Source organism: Enterococcus infantis (genome assembly GCF_049166715.1).
GTDB lineage: Bacteria > Bacillota > Bacilli > Lactobacillales > Enterococcaceae > Enterococcus_C > Enterococcus_C leclercqii.
The window spans coordinates 126506-140273 of sequence record NZ_JBMHFB010000004.1 but is presented as its reverse complement, the minus strand read 5'-3'; the positions used below and the strand labels follow the sequence as shown (position 1 = coordinate 140273).

Annotated in this window: 12 protein-coding genes and 1 tRNA gene; 3 read left to right on the top strand and 10 right to left on the bottom strand. The window is 42.9% G+C overall.

Annotation, left to right across the window (positions count from 1 at the left end):
• Positions 1–6: 6 nt before the first annotated feature.
• The 6 genes from yhbY to ACOMA8_RS06050 form a co-directional block, all read right to left on the bottom strand.
• Positions 7–318: a ribosome assembly RNA-binding protein YhbY gene (yhbY, locus tag ACOMA8_RS06075; protein WP_161900708.1), complete on the bottom strand. Its 312-nt coding sequence runs from the start codon at positions 316–318 to the stop codon at positions 7–9.
• Between the two features lie 130 nt (positions 319–448).
• The gene (gene yqeH, locus ACOMA8_RS06070) at positions 449–1570 is read right to left on the bottom strand and encodes a ribosome biogenesis GTPase YqeH (RefSeq protein ID WP_421369516.1); all 1122 of its coding nucleotides are present in this window, start codon (positions 1568–1570) and stop codon (positions 449–451) included.
• Positions 1571–1574: 4 nt separating this feature from the next.
• Entirely contained in the window at positions 1575–2108 is a 534-nt protein-coding gene (locus tag ACOMA8_RS06065; protein WP_161900709.1) for a YqeG family HAD IIIA-type phosphatase, read from the bottom strand.
• Between the two features lie 151 nt (positions 2109–2259).
• The gene (locus ACOMA8_RS06060; RefSeq protein WP_421369334.1) at positions 2260–4065 is read right to left on the bottom strand and encodes an ABC transporter ATP-binding protein; all 1806 of its coding nucleotides are present in this window, start codon (positions 4063–4065) and stop codon (positions 2260–2262) included.
• On the bottom strand, positions 4055–5773 hold the full coding sequence (locus ACOMA8_RS06055; RefSeq protein ID WP_421369332.1) for an ABC transporter ATP-binding protein: 1719 nt from the start codon (positions 5771–5773) through the stop codon (positions 4055–4057). Before ACOMA8_RS06055 ends, ACOMA8_RS06060 begins: the two co-directional genes overlap by 11 nt.
• A gap of 161 nt (positions 5774–5934) precedes the next feature.
• Complete coding sequence (locus ACOMA8_RS06050) at positions 5935–6375, bottom strand: MarR family winged helix-turn-helix transcriptional regulator (RefSeq protein WP_161900712.1); 441 nt, start codon at positions 6373–6375, stop codon at positions 5935–5937.
• 284 nt (positions 6376–6659) lie between these two features.
• On the opposite strand from ACOMA8_RS06050, the gene ACOMA8_RS06045 reads away from it, so the two are divergent.
• Positions 6660–8159 carry a phosphohexomutase domain-containing protein gene (locus ACOMA8_RS06045; protein ID WP_421369330.1) on the top strand — a complete coding sequence of 500 codons (1500 nt, stop codon included), beginning with the start codon at positions 6660–6662 and terminating at the stop codon, positions 8157–8159.
• Positions 8160–8791: 632 nt separating this feature from the next.
• A tRNA-Gly gene (locus ACOMA8_RS06040) sits at positions 8792–8862 on the top strand.
• Positions 8863–9199: 337 nt separating this feature from the next.
• Here the strand turns inward: ACOMA8_RS06040 and ACOMA8_RS06035 are convergent.
• A complete protein-coding gene (locus ACOMA8_RS06035) occupies positions 9200–10240 on the bottom strand; it encodes an SDR family NAD(P)-dependent oxidoreductase (RefSeq protein ID WP_421369328.1) in 1041 nt (346 codons plus the stop codon).
• A gap of 124 nt (positions 10241–10364) precedes the next feature.
• Between ACOMA8_RS06035 and ACOMA8_RS06030 the strand changes: the two genes are divergently transcribed.
• Positions 10365–10901 carry a TetR/AcrR family transcriptional regulator gene (locus ACOMA8_RS06030; protein WP_421369326.1) on the top strand — a complete coding sequence of 179 codons (537 nt, stop codon included), beginning with the start codon at positions 10365–10367 and terminating at the stop codon, positions 10899–10901.
• A gap of 401 nt (positions 10902–11302) precedes the next feature.
• On the opposite strand, the gene ACOMA8_RS06025 is transcribed toward ACOMA8_RS06030, so the two are convergent.
• From ACOMA8_RS06025 to ACOMA8_RS06015, 3 genes are read right to left on the bottom strand one after another with little or no spacing between them, the layout of a single operon-like run.
• The gene (locus tag ACOMA8_RS06025) at positions 11303–12037 is read right to left on the bottom strand and encodes an amino acid ABC transporter ATP-binding protein (protein ID WP_421369324.1); all 735 of its coding nucleotides are present in this window, start codon (positions 12035–12037) and stop codon (positions 11303–11305) included.
• A 51-nt stretch (positions 12038–12088) separates the two neighbouring features.
• The gene (locus ACOMA8_RS06020; RefSeq protein ID WP_421369514.1) at positions 12089–12778 is read right to left on the bottom strand and encodes an amino acid ABC transporter permease; all 690 of its coding nucleotides are present in this window, start codon (positions 12776–12778) and stop codon (positions 12089–12091) included.
• A gap of 24 nt (positions 12779–12802) precedes the next feature.
• Positions 12803–13651: a transporter substrate-binding domain-containing protein gene (locus ACOMA8_RS06015; RefSeq protein ID WP_421369322.1), complete on the bottom strand. Its 849-nt coding sequence runs from the start codon at positions 13649–13651 to the stop codon at positions 12803–12805.
• Between the last annotated feature and the right edge of the window lie 117 nt (positions 13652–13768).

Here is a 13768-nt window from a genome sequence, read left to right as displayed (position 1 = left end):
TTATTTTCAAATCGCTTTTACTTCTTGAGACAGTTTTTGGTATTTTTCTTTGGATGATGCTTTATACAAAACCACTACCCGTCCGATAATCTGAACGATTTCACAACCGATCTGATTCTTCAAGACATCCGCCACATCTTCGGCAATTTCGTCAGTGTTTTGCAGCAAAGTAATCTTGATTAACTCACGCTTTTCCAGTGCTTCTTTGATCTGCGTGATCATTGCCTCATTCAATCCGCCTTTACCTACTTGAAAAATTGGTTGCAGGTGATGGGCTTTGCTACGTAAGAAACGCTTTTGTTTTCCTCTTAATTCCATAATATCCTCTTTTCTCTTCAAGATGCTAATTTATCCGCATCCACACTCACTATTATACAAAAACCACGGCCCAGATTAAACCGAGAGTATCGGTTTTCTGAGAATTTGAAAGTACATTATAGACTAGCCTTTAGACCAGTGCTTTGCGCCGCAAGACATCTACCCCTTTAGGAGCCCAACCGCAAACGATACCTGGCTCTTGTACCGTCACCCAACCAAGACCCGCAAATACGATATCGGTCTTTTCCTTAATTGAAAACTCAAAACGAACAAGTGGTGGAAATTCTGCCACTTCATCAGGACGTGGCGGTTGCAAAAGTCCTCCAACATGCTTTTCATAGAAAGCATCTGCCTTTTCCAGTTTGGTGCGTTGAATCTCAATATCATTAGCCATATAAGCAATGAAAGAACTCCGCTCACCGCTAACAAAGTCAAAACGAGCCAAGCCGCCAAAAAAGAGGGTTTGTCCCGGATTCAACTGATAAACTTTGGGCTTGATTTCTTTAGCCGGAGCAATGATTTTCAAATCTTTTTTTCCTAAATAATGAGCCATTTGATGTCGGTGAATGATGCCTGGTGTATCAATCAAAAAGTGACCATCATCCAGGGGAATCTCAATTTTGTCCAGAGTCGTTCCAGGAAACCGCGAAGTCGTAATTAAGTCTTTAATTCCGGCTGTCTGTTTGATGATTGCGTTGATCAGTGTCGACTTGCCCACATTGGTCACACCAACCACATAAACATCCCGCCCCTTGCGACATTTTTCAATGGTTTTCAATAACAGATCCATCTCTTGAGGCTTTTTCGCGCTGGTCAACAGAACATCTGTCGGTCGTAAACCGGCTTCATGGGCCCGTTCCCGCATCCATTGAGTCAGCTTTGGCTTCTTCAATGATTTTGGTAAAATATCGACTTTGTTTCCTACTAATAAAACTGGATTGTCACCTACAAACCGGTGCAGTCCGGGAATCAGTGAACCGTTGAAATCAAAAATATCGACGACATTGACGATCAACGCTTCTTTTTGCCCAAGTTCATTTAACAAACGTAAAAAATCATCATCTGTTAAGGAGACATCCTGAATTTCATTGTAATGTCGCAAGCGAAAACAGCGTTGGCAATAAACTTCGCCGCTTTCGATGCCTTTTTCCAATGCTGATTTTGGTGTGTAGCCCAACTTATCTGGGGCATCGGTCTGGATCACCGCGCCGCAACCAATACAATGTAACGCTTCTGCTTCCTCGATGTTCATTTGTTTATCTGTCATTCAATTCACCTCGCCAGACCATGTCCGGATGTTTTTTCTGCAAGTGTTTCATTACTCTGGCCTCAAAGAAACGGTTGATTCGCGTATTCCAACCATCAGTATCCACCACTGGACGCACCAGAATGCTTCTGACTTTTGCTGAATTGGCTGCTTTGATGTCAGTCATCAGCTGATCGCCTACCATGACAACCTCTTTTGAAGACAGGCCCAATTTGTGATAGGCTTGCTTGATTCCCCGAGCAAAAGGCTTGAGAGCACGGGAAGTGTAGTCTAGCCCAAAAGGTTCAATAGCTTTGGCAACACGTTGGGCATTGTTGTTAGAAACCACTACCACTGGTATTCCAGCTGCCTCCATTTGTGCCAACCAGTGACGCAGTTCTTCAGTGCCATCAGGATTGTTCCAGGCGATGAGCGTATTGTCGAGGTCTGTCAAAACAGCCTTGATACCCAGTGCCTGCAATTGTTGTGGCGTGATCTGATAGATGGCTTCTACCATCCAAGTTGGTTTATAGCTTGAAAACATAACTGCTCCTTTGATTTAAACATGTCCGCAATCGCTGCAAACAAGAATTCTTTTCTCAAAAAGAGGAGTACATCACCTGCACTCCTCAAACGCTGATTATACAACAAAAGTCACGAAAAAACTAGTAAGCCTTTCGTTATTTAGCTTTCTTTTAGGTTTGCGGCAGATCAAACTGCGCTTGATAAAGACGTTCATAAAAACCTTTAGCTGCCAACAATTGTTGATGAGTTCCCTGTTCAACGATTCGTCCTTGGTCAACTACTAAAATCAGATCAGCATTGCGGATAGTCGACAACCGATGGGCAATCACAAAGGAAGTTTTTCCCTTCATCAATTGCGTCATAGCTTGCTGGATCAGCAGTTCCGTTTGGGTATCGACATTTGAAGTTGCCTCGTCCAAGATCAGCAGATCGGCATCGAGGAGCATCGCTCTTGCAATTGTCAACAACTGCTTTTGTCCCTGTGAAATAGCCGTCCCATCCTCTGAAATCACCGTGTCATAGCCCTTTGGCAACGACATGATGAATTCGTGGACATGGGCTGCCTGAGCGGCTTTCACCACCGCTGCAAAGTCAGCCGCATCATTGCCATAAGCCAGATTTTCATAAACAGTCCCGGTAAACAGCCAGGTATCTTGTAACACCATTGCATACCGCTTTCTAAGACTAGCACGGGTCACTTGTCTCGTATCATGGCCATCTAGCGTAATTTCTCCGGAATCCACATCATAAAAACGCATCAGCAGATTGACGATGGTGGTCTTGCCGGCACCCGTTGGACCGACGATTGCCACCAGATCGCCGGCTTTTGCTTTCAACTGCAAGTCTTTGATGATTGGCCGCCCAGGATCATAGGAAAAATCAACATTTTGAAACACCACATCTCCTTTAGCGTGATCCAAAACCAGGGCTTCGGGATCATCTGCTTTTTCTGGTTCCTCATCCAATAAGCGAAAGACACGCTCAGCAGCAGCCAATGCCGATTGTAATTCGCTGAAAATATTCGCCATTTCATTGATTGGTCCAGAAAATTTGCGGGAGTATAAAACAAAGGAAGAAACTTTGCCTAATGACAGCTGCCCTCTCAAAAAGAGCAATGCGCCAAAGACACTAATCAGTGATAAAGAAAGATTGTTGATAAAATTCACCGAAGGCCCTGTCATACTGCCGTAGTATTCCGCATTGTAGTACGCATTCACTGCCTCTTCATTTTTAACGGCAAAACGGTCAATCATCGTAGCTTCCTGGTGATAGATTTTGATGGTCTGTTGACCGGACAAGGTTTCTTCAACAAAGCCGTTTAACTCCCCTAATTTACGACTGCGCATGCGAAACAGCGGCCGAAATTTTTTCATCAAAAAGCGCGTCAACAAAATTGCCGCAGGGACCGTGACCACAAAGACCAAAACCAGGGGCGGAGAAATGATAATCATCATCGCCAAAGAGCCAAAAACGGTTACCATGCTACTCAAAACCTGAACAGAATCGCTAGTCAGTGACGTATTGATTGTATCGATATCGTAGCTCATCCGACTGATGATATCCCCTGTCTGATTTTGATCAAAATAGCGAATTGGCAGCGTCATCAGCTTATCAAAAACATCTCGACGCAGCGTAGAGACGATGCGCTGACTCAGATAAATCATCAAGCGACTGATGATATAGCTCAAAATTGCAGAGGCCAAATAGAAGGCAATCATCCAGCCGCAATAAAAGAATACTTTGGGAAAATCAACTTTTCCCGGCCCCAGTTGAATAGCATCAATTCCATAGCCGGACAAAAGTGGTCCCACTAATGCAAATAAATTGGCCGCCATCATTAAAAGTGCCGCTAGTAAAAAAAGCCACTTCAATTCATAGAGGTATCGCCAAAGTCGCAACAGGGTTTTTCGTCGATTGCCTGGCTTTTGCGAGGTATCTGCTGCTTGTTGACCGATCGGATTTTTTCTAGCTGACAATGGCTTCTCCTCCTGTCTGTCCTTGATAGATGGCTTGATAGACTTCATTTTCAGCAAGTAGTTCCGTGTGACTTCCTATCCCAATAATCTGGCCGGCTGCCAACAACAGAATCTTGTCCGCATGTTGGATTGAGCTGATTCGCTGCGCAATAATGATCTTAGTGGAAGAAGCAAACTGCTCTCGCAAGACCTTGCGCAACCGCGCATCCGTTTTGTAGTCCAAGGCACTGGCAGAGTCGTCCAAGAGCAAAAGCGCAGGATGACCCACCATCGCCCGAGCCAATAATACTCGTTGTTTTTGTCCGCCGCTGAGATTGGCCCCTTTTGATTCCAGGTGATACGACAGCGTTCCTGGAAGCTGACTGACAAACTCCTCTGCCTGGGCATTGCGAATGGCTTCCCAAATTTCTTCATCGGTAAACGTCCGACCAAAAGCGATGTTCTCCCTCAGAGTATCGGCAAAAATCACATCTTTTTGCAGTACCACACCAAACTGCGGGTAGAATTTGGCAGCCTCATAACTTCTCAGGTCCTGACCTGCCAAAATTATCTGTCCATCAGTCGGATCATATAGACGCAAAAGTAGTTTGGCGATCGTTGATTTACCGCTACCAGTCGCGCCAAGGATCCCCAATGTTTCTCCTTTTGCTACTTCAAAATTAAGACCTTTCAATGTTCGCCCAGCAGCAGGATAATGAAAATCGACATTGTGAAAAGCTAGATAGGCTTGTGAGTCTTCTGTGTTATGTGCTTGTGTTTGCAATAATTGCGGCTCTTTAATCACTGCTGCAATCCGATCTGCTGAAGCAATTCCTCGAGAAAAAACGGTAAAGATACGGGTGACAGACAACATAGCATTCAAAATGATTGTAAAATAGGTCAAAAACGCGACAATTACTCCCGGTTGGGTCAGTGATTCATTGACGCGGTAGGCACTTACCAAGATTACCAGTGTCAATCCGAGATTCAAAAAAAGATCCATCAACGGTGGAGTCGCTGCCATTGTCACATTGGCAGCCGTTTCTGCATCCACTAACGCCTGATTCACTGTTTTAAATCGTTTTTTCTCATAGTCAGCTTTTGATAGTGCTTTGACCACTCGTGCGCCACTGATATTTTCTCGTACCGTTCGCACCAGCTCGTCGACACTAGTTTGTTGCTGGCTGAACAGTGGAATCCCTTTACGAGAGATTTTTGTCACCACAAGAATCGTTAGCGGCAAAAGCGACAACAATACTAAAGTCAGGACCGGGTCTAAAGTAAACGTGATAAAGATTCCGCCAATTAGAAGAATTGGTGCCCGGATACCTAGTCGTTGCACCATTCCCACTGTCTGATGAATATTGTATGTATCCGTGGTCAAACGAGAAACCAGTGATGGCACTGAGATATCCTCTACTTGGGCCGTCGCTAAGCTGCTGACTTTTGCAAACAAATCTGCACGAACTCGCTGCGTGGTATCTCTAGCCACTCGTGCTGCCATGCGGTTAGCCACAATATTTGTCACAATCGCAATCACTGAGCAGAGCACCATCACGCCTCCCCATAAGTAAACTCGCTGGACTTGTCGCAAAGGTATCACACTATCAATGATGTATGCCAAAATCCACGGCAGTAAAAGATCCATAATCGTCCCCAAAAACTTGATGGACACCCCCACTGCCATTCGACCAAAATACGGTCGTACATATGAAATCAAAAAATTCATTGTATCCTCCTTCACTCCATTCAAAGACGGCTTACCAGCCGGTCAAACTTATTAGTTCGAGAACAATAGTCAGCAACAGCTACGCTTTATGAGAAGCTGTTGTAACCAAACAGCAGGCAGGCTTTGCGAAATCAATTAGACAACTCCTACAAATCTCCGTTTTAAAGCTCCTTTTGATCTTCTGCCAATAAACGTTGTCCTCGCTCCATCAGTGCAGCCAGCTCCTGTAATAAACGATCTCGCTCTTTTTCTGGCAGTTCTGCCAACAGCTGATCATTCCAGCGAGACAAAATTTTTCGAATCTCAGGTTCCACGGCTTTTGCTTTGTCAGTGGGATAAATCTCCAACTTGCGGGCATCACTAACAGCTGCCTTTCTTATGATAAATCCCTCTTTCTCCAGAAAAGCCAACTGCCGAGCAACATTACTTTTATTGACAAAAATTGTTTTGGCTAATCGGTCTTGCGTGATTCCTGGTTGGCGACAGATATTCAATATATAGGTGTGATGGATTCCGCCAAGACCATATTTTTTCAGCTCTTTTTCTCGATAAAGCTGAGACAGGCGGGCGATTCGATTGATGTAGCGCATCGTTGACTCCATAGCAAAACCCTCATTTTCTGTAGTTTGTCATTTGCGAAGCTAAAATTTCCCAACAATTTTAAGGATAGCGAAATATCGTTGCGAGTGCAACGATATTTTCAGCCTACGCCAGTTTTTTTCAGTTCCTCTTTTTTGGTATTTTTTACTTTAAAGAATTTGTAAATTTGGTATACTTAGCTTAATAAGCCTATAGAATTTTTGTAAGGGCTTTTATTGATGCCGTCTCATCTTCTCTTTTCACTTGTTTTCTACTTACTACAGCAGCAGAAAGGATGAACCCTCTCATGAAAAATCTTTTGGAACTGAAAAACGGATCAGATATTCGGGGAATTGCTCTTGATACAGCTGAAGCCCCTGCCAATCTGACACCGGAAACACTGCAATTGATCGCATTCGGACTGATTCATTGGTTTCGAAAAAATAAATCCGGGACATTGACGGTTGGAATTGGGCATGACAGCCGCCTCAGTGGTCCCCAACTTTCTGAGATCCTCAAAAGAGAATTTTCTGCAGCCGGCATTCGTGTTTTGGATTTTGGTCTGGCTACTACACCGGCGCTGTTTATGGCTACGCAGTTCTCACAATTTGACTGTGATTTTGGGGTTATGCTCACCGCTAGTCATCTTCCCTACTATTACAATGGACTCAAGCTCTTTTCTAAAACAGGTGGGGCAGAAAAAGAAGACATCACTTTCATCCTCACTCATACGCAAAAACCACAGGCTGAAACCGGTGGATCTATCACTTTTGCAGACTTGCTGACTCCTTATGCTGGTGATTTGGTCGCAAAAATAAGAAAAGGAATCCACGCTCCTTCTGAAAAACCGCTCTCCGGTATGAAAATCATTGTAGATGCAGGTAACGGTGCTGGAGGATTCTTTGCCAAAAACGTCCTTGAAACGCTGGGGGCAGATACACAGGGCTCGCAGTTTTTGGAACCGGATGGACATTTTCCCAACCACATTCCAAATCCTGACAATCCAGAAGCAATGGCCAGTATCAAAGCCGCCGTTCTAGAAAACCATGCGGATCTTGGTGTCATTTTTGACACTGACGTGGATCGTTCCGCTGTTGTTACTGCCAGTGGTGAAGTCTTGAACCGCAACAACTTGATTGCCGTTTTAAGCGTCATTTTACTTAAAGAAAATCCCGGCACCCGAATTGTCACCAACTCTCCGACCACCGATCATCTGAAGACTTTTATCGAAAGGCATGGGGGCAAACAGGTTCGCTACATTTCCGGCTATCGCAATGTCATCAATAAGGCCATTCAGCTGAATCATGCGGGTTTGGACTGTCAATTGGCCATTGAAACTAGCGGCCATGCAGCTTTTAAAGAGAACTACTTTTTGGACGATGGCGCTTATGTGATTGCCAAATTGTTAATGCTGCTGCCGGAACTTTCAAAGACAGGTAGGACATTAGAAGATCTCATCGCTGATTTGCAGCAGCCGGCTGAGACGCTGGAGCTGCGCTTTAAAATCAAGGGTGCTGACTACTCTAAAACTGGCAATCAAGTGATCCAGGCCTTACCTGCTTTCGTAGCGCAAACAGCAGGTTGGCAGATTGATCCAGAAAATGAAGAAGGCATCCGGGTCTCTCTTTCGGCTCCTTATGGCTCAGGCTGGTTTTTGCTCCGCATGAGCCTCCACGAACCCCTCTTGGTGCTCCAGGTAGAAAATGACTTCTCTGGTATTCAGCCAAAGTTTCTTCAAACATTCGCTAGCTTCATTGCTGACTTTACGGCAATTGACAATCGATCATTAACAAACAAACTCTCTTGATACAATCTCACACTTCCTGAATATGACCGGGCAGACAACAACGAATTTTTTTAAATCTCCTTACTAGGCTGAGACTGGCACCAAAAGCAACCATCAGATAACTTTCTTGAGCTTATGCAGGTTTTGAAATTTTACAACAAAAAACCGCACTAGGATGGGAGAATCCAAGTGCGGTTCAGGGAGAATGTATCCGGCTCGGCGGTTTCAGATCGTTGGGAGGAATCTAAAACGACACCAGTCACATCAGACTGGTGGCTTACGCCGTGACCCTTTTAGATAAACATGGTGGGAGAACCATATTTATACACGGGTTTAAGTGATCCCTCGTTATAGGTCAAACAAGTGATCCAACAGTTCCTATTTTGCCAAAAGAAATCTAAAAAAGCCAGAACTTTTTCGAGCCTCTTTTCCCTCTCTTTTTAATGAAAAGTTTGTGTTTTTGATTTTTAAGTAGATTTTAGTCATCTCTTTTATAGCCTTTTTCTACACTTCAACTAGTACAAAGCTTTTTGCAGGTTAAAAATATTTCCAATAAACCCAGCAATATCAAAATGGTTGCTACCTTCAACTTTATTGAAAAAAGCACTTGTCTAGTTAAGCAAAAAGGTCTATACTAGGTTCAGCGGAAAAATGCGGGTGTAGTTTAGTGGTAAAACAGAAGCTTCCCAAGCTTCCGTCGCGAGTTCGATTCTCGTCACCCGCTTAGTCTAAAAACCTTGATGTATCAAGGTTTTTTCTTTTTGTCTTGATTTGTTGATATCTCAGAACGATACCCGTGAATTAAAACGGCTCAATTAGTTGATTTTGTTTCTACTGGAAGGTTATCCCTTGAAGTTTTGTTCCATCTTTAACCAAGTGACACCGTCATCATGAACTTTGACAAAGTTCTGCGAAACAACGTCCATATCAGATTTATTAGTAGATGTAGATGGTTGAGCACCAATTGAGAAGTTAAAGAGATAAGTAGCCCCACCGATAAAATTACTAGAATTACAAGAATAATCGTTAGTATGATTGTTTTACCTTTCTTGTTGCATTCTTTAACTTAATTCATCCTTTGACTGTGCATGAATTAACGTATTTCCTAAGTCCCATAAATTAGTGGCAGTACGGGGATCGATTGCCCACTGACGAACGCCAAATTTTGATGTGCTCTCGTTTGCAACCGCAGTGCCGATATTGTTGTCCTCAACAAAAACACCGCCTTTATCATTGAGTAAAGGACTAGTCGCAGCCCAGATGATGGAAGCGGCTCCTTGACTGACCGTTTTGAAATAGTCATATTCGTTTTGACCATGTAATTTGGCGACAATTGAATTTTTAAGACTAATTAGATGCGTAAATTTTAGGTCATTCATTAAAAACGAGCCAATTTTTTGAGTCGCTTGACTATTTGTCACGAAACGACCGAGACCAGTTCCTGGGACTAATCCTGGATGAGCCGCAAAGAAACGAATTCCATCGACTTGGGCGCGTTTATCAAATTCTGTTGCCATTAAAATATCGGCTACTTTTGATTGGGCGTACGCGGTCCGGAGATTATATTCACGCTTCATGAAATTAGGGTCGTCAAAGTCAAATCCATTCCAACTTTGTGCCCGTGACGTGACCACCACTACTCGTGAGTGTTTAGCCGCTTTTAAAGCCGGGTATAGGCGTTGTGCTAATTGAAAATGGCCTAAATAATTGGTGGAAAGTTGGGATTCGTTTCCGCGAGAGTCTCTTCTTAAAGGCGCAAACATAATGCCGGCACTTTCGATTAAAATGTCTAGCGGTCGTTTGGTCGCAAGATATTCTGTAGCGAATCTATCAATTGAGGAGGAATCCATTAAGTCTAAAACACCGATTTCTACATTAGGAAGCTGGCCTACAGCAGCTTTTGCTTTTTGTAAGGTTCGCGCTGGGACTATCACATGAGCCCCTGCTTTGACGAGAGTTTGGGTAACATGTAAGCCAATACCGCTGTACCCACCTGTCACGATGGCGGTTTTCCCAGTCAGATTGATTCCTTTGATGACTTGTTCTGAAGTTGACTTCATAGTGAAGGGACTATTAATTGGCTGTTGAAGTGTTTTTGACATGATTAAGACCTCTTTTAACTTTATTGGATGTTTCACTTGTAACGTCTATAATGGCATGCTAAACTCTCGATAGTCAGACGTCAAGTACAGGACATCTAGCTGTTACATTTAGGAGGAATTTGTTATGGCTAATTCATACGACCAAGAACAACGGCGTTTAAGTAAAGAAAGTTTACAAATTGCATTGTTTTCATTAATGAAAGTCCAACCGTTTGCAAGCATCACCGTTAGTGAACTTTGTAAAAAAGCCGGTATTTCTAGAATGGCTTTTTATCGCAACTACAATTCGAAAGAGGAAGTAATAGTCGATTATTTTAAAAATTATGTCCAACCGTTTTATCAGTATCTATCAGGTCAACCGCAAAAAGACCCAGTTGTCATTACGCGGGCCTTTTTTGAATATGTCGATCATCATACTGAATTGTTTGAGGTTCTAATCAAAAGCGGTGCAGAAAGTTTGTTAATCAGAGAATTCACAAAATTTGTTTCGCAGTTTTATTTGGAAAACGTACGGAGCATTCCTTTTGAAGGAGAATACGCTTTTTATTGGAACAGCTTTATTTCAGCTGGTTTATATAATATGACGATTGAATGGATCAAAAACGATAAAAAGACTTCGATTGATTTATTAACCAAACTTACTGTACAAATTGGTGGATGAAGGGTCAGTGGGTGGTTTTCAAAATCTATTGACATTCTATTCTAGTGCGCTAGATGTTTGTAAACGAATCTTTTTCACTCACGTTGTTTTATCCAGTTGTGGAACTCTTCTTTTTCGTCTTCTCATATATCTGCTACGTACTCTATCCAATAATTAAATAGAACTAAAATATCTTCTAAGGACTTGTAAACCATGTTAATAAAACAGAAGCTTCTAAAACTTCCGTCGCGAGTTTGATTCTCGGCACCCACTTCAGTTTAAAGCTCTAAATTCTTGATATCAAAGGATATTAGAGCTTTTCTTGTCCCAACTATCCCAAAAAGCCAAAACTCCTTAAAGCAAAGGAATTTTGGCTTTTTGGCTACTTTACTACTTGTTCTAACATCCGACTTATTCCGGACCTAGTGCAACACTTTTGATAGAAAGTCAATGGTGCGTGGGTTTTGTGGCTGATTGAAGACCTCTTCGGGCGTGCCTTCTTCCATGATAATTCCTTCATCCATAAATAAGATGCGATCACCGACCTCTTTGGCAAAGCCCATTTCATGCGTGACAATTACCATCGTCATGCCTTCTTTAGCTAACTCCTGCATGACACCTAAAACTTCCCCCACCATTTCTGGATCAAGAGCAGAGGTGGGTTCGTCAAAGAGCATCACATCCGGCTGCATTGCCAGTGCTCGGGCAATCGCAATCCGCTGTTTCTGACCACCTGACAAAGCTTGCGGATAAGCCGCCGCCTTTTCCTGCAACCCCACTTTTACTAATAAGTGTTCACCATAGGCCTCGGCTTCACTCTTGGTTTGCTTTTTAACCTTTAATGGTGCCAAAGTAATATTTTGCATCACGGTTAGATTTGGAAACAAGTTGAAATTTTGAAAAACCATCCCCATTTTTTCCCGCATCAAATAAATATCGTTGTTCTTGTCGGTAATGTCTTTTCCCTCAAAGACGACCCGTCCCCCAGTAGGTTTTTCTAACAGATTCAAACAGCGTAAAAAAGTACTTTTCCCTGATCCGGAAGGGCCGATGACCACCACCACTTCCCCTCGCTGGATTTGAGTGTCGATTCCATTGAGCACCTGATTTTTACCGAAAGATTTCTTTAGTCCATTTACTTCGATCAAAGCTGTCATGAGTGCCCTCCTTTGTCAAAAAATCATGTAACTGGATAGTTCAAACCAGAGTCAGCGGTGATAGCCGCGACCCAGTTTTTTCTCCCAGGCACCTAAACCCCGAGAAGTAGCAAAAGTGATTACAAAATAGATGGCAGCTGCCACAAAATACGGGGAGAGTGGCGTAAATGTACTGGTAACGACAATCTGAGAGCTATTCATTAACTCAACAATCCCGATGATGGACAGTAACGAAGAGTCTTTAATCAGCACGATAAACTCATTTCCCAGCGGCGGTAAAATATTTCGCAGCGCTTGCGGCAATACAACGTAGCGCATCGTCTGACCTGGACGCAACCCCAGTGATCCTGCAGCTTCTGTTTGGCCAAAGTCCACCGCATTGATCCCACCCCGCACGATTTCTGCCACATACGCACCAGAATTTAAAGAAATAACGATAATCCCAGGGATCAAGCGGCTCAAGTCCAAACTGAGAATGCCAATCTGAACAGCAGGCAGCTTAAACAAATTCTGCAGACTAATAAATCCAATCATAATCTGCAAAAGCATCGGTGTCCCTCGTAAGACTTCAATATAGATATTGGCCAGCCAACGCAACGGCGGGACTTGCGAACGTTTCAGCAATGCCATAACAACACCGATAATTGTTCCAAAAATAATAGTAATCACAGAAATAATCAAAGTCACTACTGTCCCATAAATAAAGTAAGGATAGTAAGTCGGCAAAAAATCAAAATTTATATTCATGGCCTTATCTCCAACCTATTATTTGCCTTTGTCATTTGCCAATTTGTCATTTTTTTCGACAAATTCATCAATTTTACCTTCAGCTATCAGCTTTTTCAAAATCGTATTGAGTTCTGCTTGTAAGTCCTCGCTGCCTTTTGGCAAAGCGATAGAATAGGATTCATCATCGGTGGATTTCACTTCGACATCAGCAATTGCCAGATCATCATTTTGAGCAACATATGAAGCTGCAATCTTATCTTCCAGGACTAGTCCATCCAACGAACCGCTTTTGACTTCCATGACCAGATTCGGTATCTTAGCAATCGCTACCAGCTGTGAATCAGCAAACTGAGACTGTACAATTCCTTCTTGAATAGAGCCTTTTTGGGCACCAACCTTTTTTTCTTTGAAATCCGCAATGTCCGTATATTTATCCACATTTTGCTTGTTGATTACTACGTTTTGCTTAGGGACATAATAGTTTTCTGTAAAGAGCATATTTTCTTTTCGTTCTTCTGTAGCGGAGATTCCAGAGACCCCCATATCCAAATTACCGGCTTGTAAAGAAGCCAGCATGGTATCAAAATCCGTATCACTCCACTTCACTTTTACGCCTAATTCCTCTGCGATAGCATTTACCATATCCACATCGGCTCCAACAATTTGATCCGTACCATCTACCATTGTATGAAACTCAAATGGTGGGAAATCTGCGGAGGTTCCGACGCGGATGACTCCAGCTTTCTTGATGGCAGCTAATTTTCCCGCCGTTTCTGCTGAACTGCTTTCCTTAGCAGCAGAACTTCCAGTCGTTTTCCCACTACCGCAAGCTCCTAACACAACTATCGCTGCCAATATAACTGTCCACTTCATCACTTTTTTCATCTCGATCGCCCCTTTAATAAATATACATTTTCAACTCTTATTTTGTGATTATATACATCCTACCACAGTGTATTGTATCTTGCACGCCTTTTTAGCGAAAAGATGCATAATTATCCA

What these genes read in the sequence shown, in the direction of transcription:
- ACOMA8_RS06030 (WP_421369326.1), top strand. Translation starts at nt 10,365, where the DNA reads ATGGCTAATTCATACGACCAAGAACAACGGCGTTTAAGTAAAGAAAGT.
- ACOMA8_RS06065 (WP_161900709.1), bottom strand. Translation starts at nt 2,108, where the DNA reads ATGTTTTCAAGCTATAAACCAACTTGGATGGTAGAAGCCATCTATCAG.
- yqeH (WP_421369516.1), bottom strand. Translation starts at nt 1,570, where the DNA reads ATGAACATCGAGGAAGCAGAAGCGTTACATTGTATTGGTTGCGGCGCG.
- ACOMA8_RS06035 (WP_421369328.1), bottom strand. Translation starts at nt 10,240, where the DNA reads ATGTCAAAAACACTTCAACAGCCAATTAATAGTCCCTTCACTATGAAG.
- ACOMA8_RS06055 (WP_421369332.1), bottom strand. Translation starts at nt 5,773, where the DNA reads ATGAATTTTTTGATTTCATATGTACGACCGTATTTTGGTCGAATGGCA.
- ACOMA8_RS06045 (WP_421369330.1), top strand. Translation starts at nt 6,660, where the DNA reads ATGAAAAATCTTTTGGAACTGAAAAACGGATCAGATATTCGGGGAATT.
- yhbY (WP_161900708.1), bottom strand. Translation starts at nt 318, where the DNA reads ATGGAATTAAGAGGAAAACAAAAGCGTTTCTTACGTAGCAAAGCCCAT.
- ACOMA8_RS06015 (WP_421369322.1), bottom strand. Translation starts at nt 13,651, where the DNA reads ATGAAAAAAGTGATGAAGTGGACAGTTATATTGGCAGCGATAGTTGTG.
- ACOMA8_RS06050 (WP_161900712.1), bottom strand. Translation starts at nt 6,375, where the DNA reads ATGGAGTCAACGATGCGCTACATCAATCGAATCGCCCGCCTGTCTCAG.
- ACOMA8_RS06025 (WP_421369324.1), bottom strand. Translation starts at nt 12,037, where the DNA reads ATGACAGCTTTGATCGAAGTAAATGGACTAAAGAAATCTTTCGGTAAA.